A 16,517-nucleotide genomic window follows, 5' to 3' on the forward strand; every position below is an offset into this window, starting at 1 on the left:
CAGAAGAGTCTCGGAATCGAACGACGCTATCAACCGGGGGAATACTCGAGATGCTCACGCGCAAACAGTACGAACTACTGCGTTTCATCAATGAACGTTTGAAAGAGGCCGGCGTACCGCCCTCCTTCGACGAGATGAAGGATGCGCTCGACCTGCGCTCGAAGTCCGGTATCCACCGCCTGATCACTGCGCTGGAGGAGCGCGGCTTCATCCGCCGCCTGCCGAACCGCGCCCGCGCCATCGAGGTCATCAAGCTGCCCGAACTCTCGGCCGGCGCCGGCAACGGTCGCCGCGGCTTCACGCCCAGTGTCATCGAAGGCACCCTCGGCCGGCGCGCCAGCACGCCGCCGATTGCCGAGGACGACGGCAACCGTCCAGTCGCGGTCCCCGTGATGGGCCGGATCGCCGCCGGTACGCCGATCGAGGCGCTGCAGACCCGCAGCCACACCATCAGCGTGCCGCCCGACATGCTCGGCGCCGGCGAGCACTATGCGCTCGAGGTGCGCGGCGACTCGATGGTCGATGCCGGCATCCTCGACGGCGACATGGCGCTGATCCAGCGCAACGACGTCGCCAATACCGGCGACATCGTGGTGGCGCTGATCGACGAGGAGGAAGCCACCCTGAAGCGCTTCCGCCGCCGCGGCGCATCGATCGCGCTCGAGCCGGCCAACACCGCCTATGAAGTGCGCATCCTGCCGCCGAACCGGGTCCGCATCCAGGGCAAGCTGATCGGCCTTTATCGCAAATACTGAATTGCAAATACTTGCGGCGGCCGGGAACGAGCAACACGTCGGATCGTTCCTTGCATGATAGTGTAGCGTACGGCCTGCCCGATGCGCTCCGATACCTCTCGCGCAGCGTCGCGTGTTTGTGATCGGAGCGATCTCGGACCAGTCGTACAATCGCCCAGAAACGAGCAGACGCTCGTTCGCTATCGTCCACTCTGGTAGAGGCCCTAATGCCTCAAGGAGAGGCACGGGTCGCTACCTCGAAATGAGGAGCCATCCGATGTGTGACTATAGTCTGCACGCCGTGGCATCGCGCCCCGCCATTGTCGGAGAGACGCTGATCACGACGACGTTCCGCGGCACGTCGACCCGCGGCTTTGCCTCGGAGAACGATCCCACTGTCGCGGTCTGCATGCTGCCGGGCACCGAGCTCGCTTTCGCCGAGAACGTTCGCTACGACAGCCGCTGGATCTGGACCAAGACGCTGAACTATCGCGTCGGCGTGTTCAACGAAGTCGAGCCCGACGTGCCCGATCGGCATCATGACGCGGTCGAATTCCCCGACGGCAGCCATGTGCTGGTGACCCAGCTGGTCGAGGGACAGCGCGTCAGCGTGCTGCAATTGCCGGCGCTGCATCCGCCGGTCGAGCAGAAGCCGAAGGTTGTGGAGCGGCGGCCCTCCGCATTCGCAACGCTGTTTTTGGGTTGAGCGCATCGTCGCCGCGGAATGAGCTGTTCGGCGGCGAATGACCTAAGCAATTTCGGGCGACCCCGGACTCCCGCTTCCGGGGCGCAGAAGGAGATTTGCGTCGGCCGGCGCCTTGGCGCATCATCGGGCACGGAGGACGTGCGCGGTGGTCGATAAGGTCACATGGCAAAAGGCTGGACGCGTCACGGAACCGGGCCGCTACCTGTTCCGGTTCGGTTGGCTGACGGTAACGGCCGACGACCTGAAAGTCTGGGAGCAATTTCCCGAGGCTTCCTTTACTCTCGTCAAGAAGCCCGACGCCCCCGACTCCGACGAATATCATCTCGGCCTGTTCGAGCTGCCAAGCGGCCCCTCGCCAGACCACAGCTAATCATCGCCCTGCAGATCGGTCTCAGCCGGCGTCGCATCCACCGCAGGCCGCGGCGCGGCGGCGGGCGCGCGTAGCGTCGTCTCGCTCTCGCCGTCGCCGGGAACCGCCGGCGACCACGGCCGGTCGATCCCGCCGGGCTTGACTGCATCGACGGCGTAGCCGTCCCTGATCCGTCGCAGCACCAGCGCGCCGTGGCGGCGCAGCCGCTCGGCATCGATCACCGATGCCGCGCAGCCCTGCGGCGCCGGCCGCGCCGTCACGATCAGGGCTGCGCGCTCGCAGTCGTCCGCCAGCGCCTCCGGCCGGGTCGCCAGCGCGACGAAGGCGCCGCCGGGTGCCTGGGTCACGCAGCCGCCGGCATCGCAGGAGACGCCCTCGCCGAGCGACGCATCGGTGGCGGTGCGCGCGTCGGCGTCCGCCGCCAGCCACTCCTTGACCAAAAATGCATCCTTGGCGCTGTGCATCAGATGCAGCCGTCCGTCACCGCCACGCACCGCGACGTTGCGGCCGTCGCCCGACACCAGCACGTCCGGCTGCGGCACCCTGAGCGCCCAGACCGAGGCCACCAGCAGCAGCACCGCGCCTGACCAGCGCAGCGGCGTGCGCAGCAGCCCGAGCAGGATGATGCCGGCACTCGCGGCGATCAGCGGCCCGATGCCGAACGCCGCCATCCGGCCGACCGCGCCCGGGAGTGCGGCGACCCATTGCGTCACCAGGATCATCCAGTCGATGCCAAGACCCATGATCGCCCAGAACAGTCCGTCGAAGCCGAACGGCATGGCGACGAGCCCGAGCAGGCCGGCCGGCATCACGACCGCCGAGACGACAGGCATCGCCGCGAGGTTGGCGAGCAGCCCGTAGGGCGTCACGCGATGGAAATGGAACGCGGCATAGGGCGTCGTCGCCAGCCCCGCCACGAGCGAGGCCAGCATCAGCATCGTGAGCTCGCGCCCGCCCCACAGCGCGACCCGCGCGGTCGCCGAATGGTCGGGCGACGCCAGCAGGTTCGGTAGCCCGATCTGCACCAGCGCCACCAGCCCGAGCGTCGCGGCGAACGACATCTGGAAACTGGGATGCACCAGCGCCTCCGGCGCGATCGCGAGCACGATCAGCGCCGCCACCGCAAGCGTACGGAAGGTGATCGCGCGGCGGTCGACGATCACGGCGAGCAGCACCACGGCGGTCATGAAGAACGACCGTTGCGTCGCGACCTCCGCGCCCGACAGCAACAGATAGAACGCCGCGGCGACCAGCGCGGCCGCCGCGGCCCATTTCTTGATCGGATGCGCCGCCGTCAGCGCCGGAAACAGCGCAAGCAGGGCGCGCACCGCGAAGAACACGACGCCGGCGACCACGGCCATGTGGTAGCCGGAGATCGACAGCACATGGCCGAGCCCCGAGATGAACATCGCATCGTTGACCGGCGTCGAGATCGCGTCGCGCCGGCCGGTGAGCAATGCGGTTGCGATCGCGCGCTGGTCGCCGTCGAGCGTGGTGCGAATCCGCGCGTCGATGGCGTCGCGCAGGCCCTGCATGAAGGCGGCGTAGCGCAGCCCAAAGCCGCCGGTCGCCGGAGGCTCCCTGGTCTTGACGGCGCCCATCACGAAGCCGGAGGCGCCGATGCCCTGGAAATAGAGGTCACGGCCGAAATCATAGGAGCCCGGGCGCTGTGGCCCGAGCGGCGGCATCAGCCGTGCCTTCAATTCAACGAAGCTGCCGACATCGGGCGCGGTGCCCTTCTTCACCGAGAGCCGGACCCGATCGAGCTTCGTCATGTCGCGCGGGCTCTCCATCGAAACCACGCGCAGCACGAAACGATCGGTCTTCTCGCGGATGTCGCGCGTCTCGACGAAGCCGGTCAGCGCCACCGAGAACATCGGCCGCGCCAGCACCGTGTGAGCGACGCGCGCCGTCTTCCAGGTCGCCGTCGCAAAACCCGCGGCCACCGCGGCCAAGAGCGCGATGACGGGAAACACGCTGCGCCGCCGCAGCAGCAGCGCCAGCAGGCAGAGCAGGATTGCGACGGTGGCCGCGACCGACAGCACCGGCTCGTGCTCGGCCGCGAAATAGAACGCGATGCCGGTGCCGAACGCCACCGGCACCCAGGGCAACAGGCGGCCCGCGCCCGCCTCGGCGCGGGCCGACTGCCGCAATGTCTCGACGAGAGGCTTCCAGGTGCCGACGCGGGTCGGAAGAAAGCCGCCGGCCGGCGCGGCCGCGCGCGGCGGCCACGTCCCCGCGTAGCCGCGTTTGCCGCCCGGCGTCGTGCCCTGCTCCGCCATTCCGCTTGCGATCCCTGCCGGGCGGCAGGCTAGCGGATGGCCCCGTCACCCGACTAGCGGAACGGATGCAGAATACGGGCCGGCAACGCCCGGGTATCTGGATCGTCCTGCACCTTGCCTAGCTCGCGCCGGGCCGCAGCTGCCGCCTGCGTCAAATCGATCGAGCCGAAAGTCTCACTAAGATGCAGATCACATTAGGAATAGACTGTCCCGATGCCTCCGCTCCCAAAGAGACCGGGATGAGGCAGTGACGGCTCGCGGCACTTGAAGGCCGCTGGAGCTCCTCTCAGGTGGCCACAACTCCCCTGAGATCAGGCGTTGCGGACGAACGCACAAAATCTCGCCTGTAACGCCGTGCACCACGCGCACTCCGCGAGCGGATAGATCGCTGAAAAACGCGAGGAGTAGCGTTCGCATTTGAGAGGAGCAGCACATGGCAATTCAAGTACCAAGCGATTTTCGCCGCGTGATTGTCGCTGCGTCAGTGGGAAACATCATTGAATGGTACGACTTTTATATTTTTGGCAGCCTGGCCGCGGTTCTGTCGGTCAAGTTCTTTGAGCAATCCCACCCCGTCGCAGCCCTGCTGAGCACGATCGCGCTGTTCACTGCGGGATTCCTGATCCGCCCGCTGGGGGCCTTCCTGTTCGGATGGATGGGCGATCGGGTCGGCCGCAAATATACATTCCTCATTACGCTGAGCGGAATGGGCCTGGGAACGGGAGCGATCGGACTGATCCCAACGTATCAGTCGATCGGCCTGACGGCCGCATTCATTCTGTTCGGCTTGCGGATGATCCAGGGTCTGTGCCTGGGCGGCGAATATGGCGGCGCCATCACCTACGTCGCCGAACATGTTCCGGACGACAGGCGCGGCTACTACACGGGCTGGCTACAAACCTCGCCGACGCTGGGGATCGTGGTGTCGCTTGCGGTGATCGTTCTGACCCGAACCTGGGCCGGCAATCAGGCCTTTGACGAATGGGCCTGGCGCGTACCATTCCTGCTCTCGTTCCTGCTGGTGGCGATCGCCATCTACATCCGCCTGCAGCTCCAGGAGACGCCGATCTTCCAGGAGATCAAGGCACAGGGACAGATGACCAGGAATCCCTGGCGGGAAGCTTTCCTCAGCGCCAACATCAAGTACATCCTGATCGCTATCGTCGTCCTGATTGGACAGGGCGTGGTCTGGTACAGTGGTCAATTCTGGGCACTGTACTTCCTGCAGCAGGTCTCCAAGGTCGATGCGGTTACCTCGGCCTACATCGTGGGAGCGGCATTGTTGATCGCAACGCCGAGCCTGATCTTCTTTGGTTGGCTGTCGGACCAGATCGGCCGCAAGTCCGTGATCCTCGGAGGAATGCTGCTTGCCGCGATCACCTACTATCCGCTGTATCTGTGGCTCGGCATGGTCACGCAGCCGGGACACATCAACTATCCGGTGGCCGTCTTCATCATCTTCATCCTCGTCTGCTACGTCGGGATGGTGTACGGGCCGGTCGGCGCGTTCCTGGCGGAGTTTTTCCCGGCCAGGATCAGGTACACCTCGGTCTCGGTGCCGTATCATATCGGCAATGGTTGGGGCGGCGGATTGGTGCCGTTCATCACATCGGCCGCCTTCGCAGCGACCGGCAGCATCGGCTACGCGCTGATCTACCCGATTGTCGTTCCCGCGGTGTGCTTCGTGATCGCCGTTTTCATCATGCCCGAGACGCGCAAGACCAGAATCTGGGAGCAGATCGAGGCGAAAGCCGCATCGTGACGGAGTCACCTTGCTGACGGGCGACTAGGACCCCGTTCCGATGGGATCGGAACGGGGTCCTAGAATCTTGTTTTGACGCGTTTTCCTTACGCGAACGGTATCGACGTCGCTCGAAAACGCTCTCACCCTGCAGCAGGCGCCATGGCCGCCGTCCAGCGAGTGCGGGACGACGCTTCTGAATCGTCCCGTACCCGCCGTCTCTGGCGTGATGTGTCTGCAGAACCTGCATCGGTCGGCATGGAGGGGATCCCGCGCCACGCAGTTCCAACCTCTCCGGCCGCCTTTGGTTGGCGGTCAGGCCAACGTCTCAGTCAGCTTCCTCTCAGCCAGCTCGGTGATGCCAGCGATCGTGCCACCAGGTGGCGAAATCACGATCCATCGCCAGCTCCCAGCACGCGAGCACGATCACCACGATGCCAGCGAGCACGCTGCTCGTCGTGACCGATCCCTGCTGGTAGCTGAACGTCCAGGGTGCCACCACCAGAGCCAACCCCATCAGCATCTCGCCCCATTCCTCCAGATAGGACGGAATGATGAATGCCTCCAGGGCGAACAGCACGACGCCCAATCCGAGCGCGATGGAGATCCAGAGAGCTGCCCCGGAAAAGCCCAGTGCAAACGGCGATGCGACCAGCCAGGCGCCTACCAACAGGCTGGCAGCATCCTGCCAGTGTTGAATGCGCATGATCCTCACCTCCTTCTTCCGAAGACATGGTGCGGCGCGGACAAAAAAGCATCTGTCCGACCTGCGATGTGTTGCCGCTGCTGATCCGCGGGCCGACGACCATGCTGCCGTCCGGGCGCCCGGAAGCCGCGCTCCGCAGCCTACGACCTTGGTCCCTCGTCGCAATGCAGCGCGATCCGGATAGCCTGCGAGTTGGGTGCAGCCGCGAGGCGCCCGGCCCCGCGCACCCTCCCTGACTACGAGGGCCCGCCGGCCCTCGACTTTTTGTGTCAGCTCCAGCGCTGAGCCTAGATCAGCGGTGTCTGCGACGAGACGTGGTGGCAGACGATCTTCCAGTCGCCGTCCTCGCGCGCGATCACCCAGGTGATCTTGACGGCGAGCGAGAGCGCATCGCCGTCAAGGAAGAATGACGCGATGCCCGCCATGTTGACGAGATCGGCGTTGACCCGTTCTGCGCTGACATCGCTGAACTGAACGCGCGGCGCGAGCCAGCGCGGCAGACCGTCAAAGTAGGCTTTGACGCCGTCGCGGCCGCGATACAGCGTCGGGTTCGAGCCGAAGAAGAACGCGCTCTTCGAATAGAGCGCGCTCAACGCATTCGCATCGAGCCTGCTGAAACCCGCCGACCATCTGGCGATGATGGCGGAGACGATCTCGTCGGATTCATCAGGCATCGATCCCCCCGTCTGCTTGTCCGCGCGGGACGCGCTTCCTCTCGGCTAGCCCTTGCCGCCGACTTCCTTGGCGAAGGTGTCGCGCAGGCCAATGGCGCGGTTGAACACCAGCCGGTCCGGCGTCGAATCCGCGTCGCGCACGAAATAACCCTGCCGCTCGAATTGCACCGGATCGGGCGAATTGCTCTCGGCGATCGCCGGCTCGACGCGCGCATCCTTCAGCACTTCGAGCGACTGCGGATTGAGGTCGGCGGCGAAATCGGCCGCGTTCGGGCTCGGATTGGCGAACAGCTGGTTGTAGATACGGATCTCCGCCGGCTTCGACTGCGCCGCCGGCAACCAGTGCATCGTCGCCTTGACCTTGCGGCCGTCGGGCGCATTGCCGCCCTTGGTCAAGGGATCGTAGGTCGCGCGGAGCTCGACGATCTCGCCGGCGTCGTTCTTCACCACGCCGGTGCACCTGATGAAGTAGGCATAGCGCAGCCGCACCTCATTGCCGGGCGAGAGGCGGTAGAACTTCTTCGGCGGATTCTCCATGAAGTCGTCGCGCTCGATATAGAGCTCGCGGCCGAACGCGATCTTGCGGGTGCCGGCTTCCGGATTGTCGGGATGGTTGATCGCCTCGATCTCCTCGACCTGCCCTTCCGGATAATTCTCGATCACCACCTTGAGCGGCCGCAGCACCGCCATCCGGCGCAGCGCCGTGCGGTTCAGCTCCTCGCGGATGCAGAATTCGAGCATCCCGACATCGACCACGCTGTTGGCCTTGGCGACACCGATGCGCTTGATGAATTCGCGCACCGCCGCCGGCGGCACGCCGCGCCGCTTCAAGCCGGCAATGGTCGGCATGCGCGGATCGTCCCAGCCCGAGACGTGGCCGTCACGGACGAGCTGGGTCAGCACGCGCTTGGACAGCAGCGTGTAGGTCAGGTTCAGCCGTGCCATTTCGTACTGGCGCGGCTTCGAGGGCACCGGCAGCTTGTCGAGCAGCCACTCATAGAGCGGGCGGTGATCCTCGAACTCCAGCGTGCAGATCGAATGGGTGATGCCCTCGATCGCGTCCGACTGGCCGTGCGCGTAGTCGTAGCTCGGATAGATCGACCACTTGTCGCCGGTGCGCGGATGATGGGCGTGCAGAATGCGGTAGAGCACCGGATCGCGCAGGTTGATGTTGCCGGCGGCCATGTCGATCTTGGCGCGCAGCACGCGGGCGCCGTTCGAGAATTCTCCGGCCTTCATGCGGCGGAACAGGTCGAGGTTCTCCTCGACCGAGCGGTCGCGGAACGGCGAGTTCTTGCCGGGTTCGGTCAGCGTGCCGCGGGAAGTGCGGATCTCCTCCTGCGACTGATCGTCGACATAGGCATAGCCGGCCTTGATCAGGCCCTCGGCCCAATCGTACAGGCGCTCGAAATAGTCCGAGGCATAGAACAGGTTGGCTCCCCAGTCGTAGCCGAGCCAATGGACGTCGGCCTGGATGGAGTCGATGTACTCCTGCTCCTCCTTGGTCGGATTGGTGTCGTCGAAGCGCAAATTGCACTGGCCGCCGAACTCCTGCGCGATGCCGAAATTCAGGGCGATCGACTTGGCGTGGCCGATATGCAGGTAGCCGTTCGGCTCCGGCGGGAAACGGGTCACGATCCGGTTGTGCTTGTGGGAGGAGAGATCGGCCTGGACGATGTCGCGGATGAAGTCGCGCCCTGCCTCTGCCGTCGTGTCAGTCGTCATCAAAGGGTTCCCTGGAGGAGTCAGCTCAACCTTCTGCCAAATTCGTGCCGTCCGGCCAAGCCTGGTTTCAAGTCTGGTTTGAGGCCTGGTTTGGTGGGCAAAAGGTCAGCCGGGGGTTTAGTTATGTTCGGTTCCTGATATACACCACCGCCGTCTCAGCATACGTCTCGCTCGATCATGACCAAACCCGTCGTTACCCGCTTCGCCCCCTCTCCGACCGGCTTCCTCCATATCGGAGGTGCCCGCACCGCGCTGTTCAACTGGCTCTATGCCAGGAAGCTCGGCGGCAAGATGCTGCTCCGGATCGAGGACACCGACCGTGAACGCTCGACCAAGGAGGCGATCGACGCCATCCTGGACGGCCTGAAGTGGCTGGAGCTCGATTGGGACGGCGAGGTCATCTACCAGTTCAGCCGCGCCGCCCGCCATCGCGAGGTCGCCGAGAGCCTGCTCGCCGCCGGGCGCGCCTATTACTGCTATGCCTCGTCGGAAGAGCTCACCGCGATGCGCGAGAAGGCGCGCGCCGAGGGCCGCACCCGCCTCTATGACGGTATGTGGCGCGACCGCGATCCGGCGACCGCCCCCGATGGCATCAAGCCGACCATCCGCCTCAAGGCGCCGCAGACCGGCGAAACCGTGATCGAGGACCAGGTGCAGGGCCGCGTGGTCTGGCAGAACGAGAACCTCGACGACCTCGTCCTGCTGCGCGGCGACGGCACCCCGACCTACATGCTCGCGGTCGTGGTCGACGACCACGATATGGGCGTCACTCACATCATCCGTGGCGACGACCACCTGATCAACGCCGCGCGTCAGAAGCAGATCTACGACGCGCTGGAGTGGGAACTGCCGAGCATGTCCCACATTCCGCTGATCCACGGTCCCGACGGCTCGAAACTGTCGAAGCGCCATGGTGCGCTCGGCGTCGACGCCTACCGCGCGCTCGGCTACCTGCCGGCCGCCTTGCGCAACTACCTGGTCCGGCTCGGCTGGAGCCATGGCGATCAGGAAATCTTCTCGACCCAGGAAATGATCGACGCGTTCGACCTCTCGGGTATCGGCCGCTCTGCGGCGCGGTTCGATTTCGCCAAGCTGGAGAACCTCAACGGTCACTATATCCGGCAGAGCGACGATCAATCCCTCGTGACCCAGTTCGAGAGCGTGCTGGATTATGTTCCCGAGGGTGCCGCGCTGAAGGCCAAGCTCAACGACACCACCCGCGCGCAATTGCTGCGGGCGATGCCGAGCCTGAAGGAGCGCGCCAAGACGCTGATCGAGCTGATCGCGGGCGCCTATTTCATCTTCGCCGATCGTCCGCTCGCGCTCGATCCGAAAGCTGTGGCGCTGCTGACGCCGGAAACGCGCGCGTTGATCGGCCGCCTGCGCACCGCGCTGGAAGCCGTCAACGACTGGACGGCGGAAACCACCGAGACCGCGATGCGGAATTTCGCCGAGCAGAACAACCTGAAACTCGGCGCCGTCGCCCAGCCGCTGCGGGTGGCGCTGACGGGACGTACGACGTCGCCGGGCATATTCGACGTGCTGGCCGTGCTGGGACGCCGGGAGTGCCTTGCCCGCCTCGCCGATCAGGCGGCGTGATCCTGCATGGACCCCCTCCAGGGTCCATCTTGCAGCGCACATGGCAATGAGCTACCCAATCCCGGACGCTTTCTCCACAAGCCGTTCCGCCCCGCCATGGGCCGCAATTTAGCGACTGGGCAAGGTCGGTTTTCGCAACGAATTCATCGGGGATATCACGATGGACGCAAAATCCAGCAAGACAGCCACACTCACCATCGGCAACAAGAACTACGATTTCCCGATCCTGAGCGGCACGGTTGGGCCTGATGTCATCGACATCGCCAAGCTCTACGGCCAGGCCGGGGTGTTCACCTACGACCCCGGCTTCACCTCGACCGGCAGCTGCCAGTCGAAGATCACCTACATCGACGGCGACGCCGGCGTGCTCGAATACCGCGGCTATCCGATCGAGCAGCTCGCCGAGCACGGCGACTTCCTCGAGACCTGCTACCTGCTGCTGTACGGGGATCTTCCGACCCCGGCGCAGAAGAAGGACTTCGACCATCGCGTGATCCATCACACGATGGTGCATGAGCAGATGGCGCGGTTCTTCCAGGGCTTCCGCCGCGACGCTCATCCGATGGCGATCATGGTCGCCGCTGTCGGCGCGCTGGCCGCGTTCTATCACGACTCCACCGACATCAACGATCCGCGGCAGCGGATGATCGCCTCGATGCGCATGATCGCGAAGGTGCCGACGCTGGCGGCGATGGCCTACAAGTACACCGTCGGTCAGCCCTTCATCTATCCGAAGAACTCGCTCTCGTTTGCCGAGAACTTCCTCAACATGTGCTTCGCGGTGCCCTGCGAGGACTACAAGATCAACCCGGTGCTCGCCGACGCACTCGACAAGATCTTCATCCTGCACGCGGACCACGAGCAGAACGCCTCGACCTCGACGGTGCGCATTGCCGGCTCCTCGGGCGCCAACCCGTTCGCCTGCATCGCGGCCGGCATCGCCTGCCTGTGGGGCCCGGCGCATGGCGGCGCCAACGAAGCCGCGCTCAACATGCTCTACGGCATCGGCAAGGTCGAAAACATTCCGGACTTCATCGCCAAGGTGAAGGACAAGAACAGCGAAGTTCGCCTGATGGGCTTCGGCCACCGCGTCTACAAGAACTACGATCCGCGCGCCAAGATCATGCAGAAGATGTGTCACGCGGTGCTGAAGGAGACCGGCCACGGCGACGATCCGATGCTCAAGGTCGCGATGGAGCTCGAGAAGATCGCGCTCAGCGACCCCTACTTCATCGATCGCAAGCTCTACCCGAACGTCGACTTTTATTCGGGCATCACGCTGAAGGCGATGGGCTTCCCGGTCTCGATGTTCACCGTGCTGTTCGCGGTCGCCCGCACCGTCGGCTGGATCAGCCAGTGGAGCGAGATGATCGAGGATCCGCAGCAGAAGATCGGCCGTCCGCGCCAGCTCTACACCGGCGTCGCACGCCGCGACTATGTGCAGATCGACAAGCGCAAGTAAGCTGCATCGCTGAAGAGAATCCGGGACGGCGCCATCATTCCTGTTGGCGCCGTTTTCGTTTGCCCCGCGCAACTTCGGTCGCGATCGCGTCAAGGCGCGGCAGCCAGAACGCCCTGAACCGGTCGAGCCAGTCGTCGACCTCGCGCAGCCGCGCCGGCTCCACGGCATAGATGCGGCGCGTGCCCTCGGCGCGCACCGACGCGAAACCGGCGTCCCGCAAGATCCGCAGCTGCTGCGAGACCGCCGACTGGGTGATGCCGAATTCGCGCTGCACGACGGCGACGACATCACCCGAACTGTGCTCGCCGGTCGCAAGCAGTTCCAGGATGCGGCGGCGGACGGGATCGCCGAGGATGTCGAAGGCGTGCACCTTTCGCTAGCCTCCGCTCCCCGGCTCCGGCTCGCCGCAATAGGCCGCCGTGGTGTTTGCGGCCGATCTGCGCGCCGCAGTCTCCTCGGTGCCCGCCGCGATCGAGGCGCTGCACCAGTCCTCGCTGGCGCGGCGGATGAATTCCTTGCCGTCGTCGGTGGCTGGCCACGCCGACGCGGCGGCGCGGTCGAATTCCTCGCCGGGCGGCATGGCCAGATAGAGCGCGAGCCCGAGCAGCGCGAGATCCCAGCCGACGCCGACCGCACCGGCCCCGTAGCGATCCCAGAAGTCGCCCTCGATCACCGAGAGGTGTTCCAATTCCAGGCGCGTGGCGTCCGGGCCATTCTCGGCCAGCGTCACGGTAACCCAGCTGACCGTGCCCATGGACTCCCAGGTGACGGCAAGCCGGCGCAGCGGCTCACACGTCGTGATCTCGCCGCCCGCATGGCCATGGAACTGATAGCGGCCGCCAAGCTTCAGGTCGCCCGAGATCGGCAGGAACCAGCGCGGAATGCGTTCGGGGTTGGTCAGCACATCCCAGAGATCGGCGGTGTCGGTGTCGTAGCTGCGGGTCGCGATCACCGCCCGCGCCGGCTTGCCGTCGCGTTCCCGGAACGCGACTTCGCGAATGACGGCTCCGACATAGGCGACCGGGTCGATCTTCATGGCAGGCTCCGTATCTATATTAGTTATTACTAATATTAGTACGGTCTAAATATTCAGCGCAAGCGGGATCGTTGCGGCGGGATGTCGCCACTGAACGCGGACACCACCGATTGGCTAGGTCGAACGGCGCCCCATCTCCGCCAGCACGATGTCGGCGGCACGGACGCTCGGCGGCTGGTCGCCGGTCGACATCTTCCCGTCCATCGTCGCGAACCCCACGAGCTGCCGCAGACGATCGGGCGAATCTGCAAGCACGTCGCCCAGCGCCGCCGCGAGCTTGTCCGGCGTGCAATCCTCCTGCAGGAACTCGGGAATGATATCACTGCCGATCACGAGATTGGCGAGGATCACCGAGGACACCCGGATCGCGCGGCGCAGGATGAACGCCTCGGCGGCGCCGACGCGATAGGCCGTCACCATGGGAATCCCCGACAGCGCGAGCTCCAGCGTCACCGTGCCCGACTTCGCGAGCGCAGCGCGGGCGACACGGAACGCGGCGCGCTTCTCGGTCTCGCCGATCGCGAGCCGCGGCGCGACGGGCCACGACGCGACACCCTCGCGCACCATCGCCTCGAGATGCGGCATGGTGGGAAGCACAAGCTCGAACGGCGTTTGCTTGTTGAGCTGGCCGAGCGCCGTGCCGAACAGTGCGAGATGATGCCTGATCTCGCTGCGCCGGCTTCCGGGCAATACCAGCAGCACCGGAGGCTGCGCATCGCGCCGCTTCTGCTCGTCCTCGTTCGGCCGCAGCGAGGCGAGCTGCTCGGTCAGGGGATGGCCGACATAGCTGCACGGCGGACCCTGCAGCTTGCGATATTCCTCCGGCTCGAACGGCAGCAGCGCAAGCACATGATCGACATAGCCCCGCATCGCGCGCGCCCTGCCCGGCCGCCAGGCCCAGACCGACGGCGACACGTAATCGACGATCGGAATGTTCGGGTTGCGGGCGCGGACGCGACGGGCGACGCGGTGGGTGAAATCGGGGCTGTCGATAATGACGAGCATGTCAGGCGCGTCGGCGAGCACGGCATCGGCCGTGCGCCGGATCAATCGCAGGATTTTCGGCAACTGCTTCACGACGGCGGCAAAGCCCATGATCGAGAGCTCTTCGATCGGAAACAGCGGGGCGATTCCCTGAGCAGTCATCGCCCGGCCGCCGACGCCGGAAAACTGCACGGCATCGCCGAGCCGTTGGCGCAGCACCTGCATCAACGCCGCGCCGAGGCGGTCGCCGGATTCCTCGGTCGCGATGAGGAAGATCTTGCGAGCGGTGCTGGGGCTGCGCACCTGCATCAGCCCGCCAGCCCGATGACAAACAGCCCCCTGGCGTCGGCGGCCTCGACCAGGGCCTGCGGCTCGGCGGCCAGCGTGTTGCCGGCGATCACGGCGATGCCGGCGATACCGGCTGCTGCCGCGCCCTCGACCGTCCGCGGGCCGATGGTTGGCAGATCGAAGCGCAGATCCTGCCGGCTCTTCGGCGCCTTCACCAGCACGCCGCGGCCGGCCTTGGCGCGAATGCGGCCCTCGGCGCGCAGCCGCCCGACGCGCGCGAGCAGCCCGTCGGTGCCCTCGATATCCTCGACCGCCACTACATGACCGTCGATCACCACGGCCGCCTGACCGATGTCGAACGGGCCGAGCGCGTCGAGCACGCCGCGTCCGCGGGCGATATCGGCGAGCGCCGTGCTGTCGGGCGCCGCGCGCGTCACGGCGCCCTCCGGCATCAACAGATCGGGCGCGACATCCTTGATCCCGACCATGCGAAAGCCCTGCTGCTCGAGGATGCGGCCGACGCTCGACAGTAAATGATCGTCGCCGCCGCGAAATGCGCGCACGACGTGGCCGAGCAGGCGCAGCGTGCCCCAGTCGAGCCGGATCTCCGACAGCGCGGGCCGCACCAGAGTGCCGATGAAGATCAGATCGCGACAGCCTTCGTCGCGGAACAGCCGGGTCGCCCGCCCGAGCTGGCCGACCGAGATCCAGCGGTGACGAAACCGCTGCGCCCGCGCCGGATCGCAGGCGCCGCGCAGCGCGAACAGCACCGGCGTGATGCCGCGCGCAACCAGGGAGTCGGCGACCGCGAACGGCATGGCGCCGCCGCCGGCGATGACGCCGACCGGCGAGGAAAGCGAGGGAGCCGCTGACGTCATGCTGGCGGCCATCCCCTGCTCAATTGGTATCGGCGGGAAGGCAGAGCGGGCGCAGCTTGCCGCCCTCGATGAAGGCCAGGATTTCCGCAATCGCGGGATCCTCGCCCGCCAGCGGCTGCACCGAAGCCAGCCGCTCGGCGAAGATGCCGGGACCGTGGAACAGCTTTTGATAGAACGCGCGCACCGTCGCCAGCCGCGCCTTGGTGAACTGGCGGCGCCGCATGCCGATGATGTTGAGTCCTTCGAGAACCGCGTACTGACCGTTGGCGAGGCCGAAGGGGATGATGTCGCCGCGGACGCCGCAAACGCCACCGATCATCACCTGCGAGCCGACGCGGGTGAACTGGTGCACAGCCGACAGGCCCCCGATGTAGACGAAGTCGCCGATCTCGCAGTGGCCGCCGAGCGTCGCCGACGTCGCGAAGATCACGCCATTGCCGACCATGCAGTCATGGCCGACATGGCTGTTGTTCATGAAGAAGCCGCGATCGCCGACGCGCGTGAGCCCGCCGCCCTTGACCGTGCCGACATTCATCGTCACGCCCTCGCGGATCGTGCAGGCTTCGCCGACTTCGAGGCGGGTCGGCTCGCCGCGATAGCTGAGATCCTGCGGCGGCCCGCCGAGCGCCGCGAACGGGGAGATGATGCAGCCGGCGCCGATCCTGGTATGCCCGCTGATCGTGACATGCGCGATCAGCTTGCAGTTCTCACCGAGCACGACATTGGGGCCGACGATGCAGTACGGACCGATCTCGGTGCCGGCCCCGATCACAGCGCCATCGGCAATCCGCGCAGTCGGGTCGATCATGCTCATGAAGTTTCGGTCCGGAATTCGTTAATGGCGCCAAGGTGCTATCGAGGCGCCAGGCTGTCGATTGGGGCGGTCGTTAGCGCGACTTTGCCCGCCCTGTCCAGTGACGTATGATGACGGCCTGTTGCAAGAGAAGGTCGCAACCGATCCATGGTCCGGGCCGCCGCGCTGATCCTCAGCCTGCTCTCTGCGCCAATCGGCCCGGAGACGGTCGATCTCGGCCACAGCACGGCGGTCGATCTCTCGAGCTTCGAATGCCGCGATATCAACCGCAGCACGATCGTCCAGCGGGTCTGCTACAGCACGAATCAGCGCACGCTGCTGGTCGCGGTCAGAGGCAGCTACCAGCACTATTGCGGCGTCCCTGCCGAAACCTACGATGCGCTGATGAACGCGCCGTCGATGGGCGTGTTCCTCAATCGCGTCCTGCGGATCGCGGGCGCGGACGGCCGCTACACCTGCACAACGTCATGAGCTCGGCGCGGCCAGGGTTTTCTTGACGCGTTTTCTTCACGCGAACC

At 65.7% G+C, this 16,517-nt stretch carries 16 protein-coding genes; 7 read left to right on the forward strand and 9 right to left on the reverse strand.

Features of this window, described 5'->3' with window-relative positions; all coding sequences use genetic code 11:
* Positions 1-50: 50 nt before the first annotated feature.
* The 3 genes from lexA (at position 51) to QA639_RS23735 (ending at position 1,810) form a co-directional block, all read left to right on the forward strand.
* The gene (gene lexA / locus QA639_RS23725; RefSeq protein WP_028334028.1) at positions 51-755 is read left to right on the forward strand and encodes a transcriptional repressor LexA; all 705 of its coding nucleotides are present in this window, start codon (positions 51-53) and stop codon (positions 753-755) included.
* Between the two features lie 256 nt (positions 756-1,011).
* Positions 1,012-1,440 (forward strand): hypothetical protein, encoded by a 429-nt coding sequence (locus QA639_RS23730; RefSeq protein WP_026192810.1) that lies wholly within the window; start codon positions 1,012-1,014, stop codon positions 1,438-1,440.
* A gap of 145 nt (positions 1,441-1,585) precedes the next feature.
* Entirely contained in the window at positions 1,586-1,810 is a 225-nt protein-coding gene (locus QA639_RS23735) for a hypothetical protein (protein WP_028334027.1), read from the forward strand.
* Here the strand turns inward: QA639_RS23735 and QA639_RS23740 are convergent.
* Positions 1,807-4,092, reverse strand: coding sequence for a ComEC/Rec2 family competence protein (locus QA639_RS23740; protein WP_283087505.1), 2,286 nt, complete (start codon positions 4,090-4,092; stop codon positions 1,807-1,809). The genes QA639_RS23735 and QA639_RS23740 overlap by 4 nt on opposite strands.
* A gap of 433 nt (positions 4,093-4,525) precedes the next feature.
* On the opposite strand from QA639_RS23740, the gene QA639_RS23745 reads away from it, so the two are divergent.
* Positions 4,526-5,854 (forward strand): MFS transporter, encoded by a 1,329-nt coding sequence (locus QA639_RS23745; RefSeq protein WP_028334025.1) that lies wholly within the window; start codon positions 4,526-4,528, stop codon positions 5,852-5,854.
* Between the two features lie 322 nt (positions 5,855-6,176).
* Here QA639_RS23745 and QA639_RS23750 read toward each other — a convergent pair whose 3' ends face one another.
* The 3 genes from QA639_RS23750 to QA639_RS23760 form a co-directional block, all read right to left on the reverse strand.
* Positions 6,177-6,539 carry an SPW repeat protein gene (locus QA639_RS23750; protein ID WP_028334024.1) on the reverse strand — a complete coding sequence of 121 codons (363 nt, stop codon included), beginning with the start codon at positions 6,537-6,539 and terminating at the stop codon, positions 6,177-6,179.
* Positions 6,540-6,826: 287 nt separating this feature from the next.
* Positions 6,827-7,213: a YybH family protein gene (locus tag QA639_RS23755; RefSeq protein WP_028334023.1), complete on the reverse strand. Its 387-nt coding sequence runs from the start codon at positions 7,211-7,213 to the stop codon at positions 6,827-6,829.
* Positions 7,214-7,258: 45 nt separating this feature from the next.
* Positions 7,259-8,938 (reverse strand): glutamine--tRNA ligase/YqeY domain fusion protein, encoded by a 1,680-nt coding sequence (locus QA639_RS23760; protein WP_283087506.1) that lies wholly within the window; start codon positions 8,936-8,938, stop codon positions 7,259-7,261.
* A 177-nt stretch (positions 8,939-9,115) separates the two neighbouring features.
* On the opposite strand from QA639_RS23760, the gene gltX reads away from it, so the two are divergent.
* Complete coding sequence (gene gltX, locus QA639_RS23765) at positions 9,116-10,537, forward strand: glutamate--tRNA ligase (RefSeq protein WP_283087507.1); 1,422 nt, start codon at positions 9,116-9,118, stop codon at positions 10,535-10,537.
* A 160-nt stretch (positions 10,538-10,697) separates the two neighbouring features.
* Positions 10,698-11,999 (forward strand): citrate synthase, encoded by a 1,302-nt coding sequence (gltA, locus tag QA639_RS23770; RefSeq protein WP_028334020.1) that lies wholly within the window; start codon positions 10,698-10,700, stop codon positions 11,997-11,999.
* A gap of 34 nt (positions 12,000-12,033) precedes the next feature.
* Here the strand turns inward: gltA and QA639_RS23775 are convergent, their stop codons facing one another.
* From QA639_RS23775 to lpxA, 5 genes are all read right to left on the reverse strand, one after another.
* On the reverse strand, positions 12,034-12,369 hold the full coding sequence (locus tag QA639_RS23775; protein ID WP_028334019.1) for an ArsR/SmtB family transcription factor: 336 nt from the start codon (positions 12,367-12,369) through the stop codon (positions 12,034-12,036).
* A gap of 6 nt (positions 12,370-12,375) precedes the next feature.
* Positions 12,376-13,035 (reverse strand): SRPBCC family protein, encoded by a 660-nt coding sequence (locus QA639_RS23780; protein ID WP_283087508.1) that lies wholly within the window; start codon positions 13,033-13,035, stop codon positions 12,376-12,378.
* Between the two features lie 114 nt (positions 13,036-13,149).
* Positions 13,150-14,328 (reverse strand): lipid-A-disaccharide synthase, encoded by a 1,179-nt coding sequence (gene lpxB, locus QA639_RS23785; RefSeq protein ID WP_283087509.1) that lies wholly within the window; start codon positions 14,326-14,328, stop codon positions 13,150-13,152.
* Positions 14,328-15,185, reverse strand: a complete 858-nt coding sequence (locus QA639_RS23790; RefSeq protein ID WP_283087510.1) for an LpxI family protein — start codon at positions 15,183-15,185, stop codon at positions 14,328-14,330. The genes lpxB and QA639_RS23790 overlap by 1 nt, the downstream gene beginning before the upstream one ends.
* A gap of 19 nt (positions 15,186-15,204) precedes the next feature.
* The gene (gene lpxA / locus QA639_RS23795; RefSeq protein ID WP_028334015.1) at positions 15,205-15,999 is read right to left on the reverse strand and encodes an acyl-ACP--UDP-N-acetylglucosamine O-acyltransferase; all 795 of its coding nucleotides are present in this window, start codon (positions 15,997-15,999) and stop codon (positions 15,205-15,207) included.
* 147 nt (positions 16,000-16,146) lie between these two features.
* Between lpxA and QA639_RS23800 the strand changes: the two genes are divergently transcribed.
* The gene (locus QA639_RS23800) at positions 16,147-16,470 is read left to right on the forward strand and encodes a KTSC domain-containing protein (RefSeq protein WP_050384864.1); all 324 of its coding nucleotides are present in this window, start codon (positions 16,147-16,149) and stop codon (positions 16,468-16,470) included.
* The last annotated feature ends 47 nt before the right edge of the window (positions 16,471-16,517 follow it).

The sequence above is a fragment of the Bradyrhizobium pachyrhizi genome, from assembly GCF_029714545.1.
Taxonomy (GTDB): domain Bacteria; phylum Pseudomonadota; class Alphaproteobacteria; order Rhizobiales; family Xanthobacteraceae; genus Bradyrhizobium; species Bradyrhizobium pachyrhizi.

Coding starts and splice junctions, on each gene's coding strand:
- QA639_RS23790 (WP_283087510.1), bottom strand. CDS start 15,185: ATGACGTCAGCGGCTCCCTCGCTTTCCTCGCCGGTCGGCGTCATCGCC.
- lpxB (WP_283087509.1), bottom strand. CDS start 14,328: ATGCAGGTGCGCAGCCCCAGCACCGCTCGCAAGATCTTCCTCATCGCG.
- gltX (WP_283087507.1), top strand. CDS start 9,116: ATGACCAAACCCGTCGTTACCCGCTTCGCCCCCTCTCCGACCGGCTTC.
- QA639_RS23760 (WP_283087506.1), bottom strand. CDS start 8,938: ATGACGACTGACACGACGGCAGAGGCAGGGCGCGACTTCATCCGCGAC.
- QA639_RS23755 (WP_028334023.1), bottom strand. CDS start 7,213: ATGCCTGATGAATCCGACGAGATCGTCTCCGCCATCATCGCCAGATGG.
- lpxA (WP_028334015.1), bottom strand. CDS start 15,999: ATGAGCATGATCGACCCGACTGCGCGGATTGCCGATGGCGCTGTGATC.
- lexA (WP_028334028.1), top strand. CDS start 51: ATGCTCACGCGCAAACAGTACGAACTACTGCGTTTCATCAATGAACGT.
- gltA (WP_028334020.1), top strand. CDS start 10,698: ATGGACGCAAAATCCAGCAAGACAGCCACACTCACCATCGGCAACAAG.
- QA639_RS23745 (WP_028334025.1), top strand. CDS start 4,526: ATGGCAATTCAAGTACCAAGCGATTTTCGCCGCGTGATTGTCGCTGCG.
- QA639_RS23780 (WP_283087508.1), bottom strand. CDS start 13,035: ATGAAGATCGACCCGGTCGCCTATGTCGGAGCCGTCATTCGCGAAGTC.
- QA639_RS23750 (WP_028334024.1), bottom strand. CDS start 6,539: ATGCGCATTCAACACTGGCAGGATGCTGCCAGCCTGTTGGTAGGCGCC.
- QA639_RS23740 (WP_283087505.1), bottom strand. CDS start 4,092: ATGGCGGAGCAGGGCACGACGCCGGGCGGCAAACGCGGCTACGCGGGG.
- QA639_RS23800 (WP_050384864.1), top strand. CDS start 16,147: ATGGTCCGGGCCGCCGCGCTGATCCTCAGCCTGCTCTCTGCGCCAATC.
- QA639_RS23730 (WP_026192810.1), top strand. CDS start 1,012: ATGTGTGACTATAGTCTGCACGCCGTGGCATCGCGCCCCGCCATTGTC.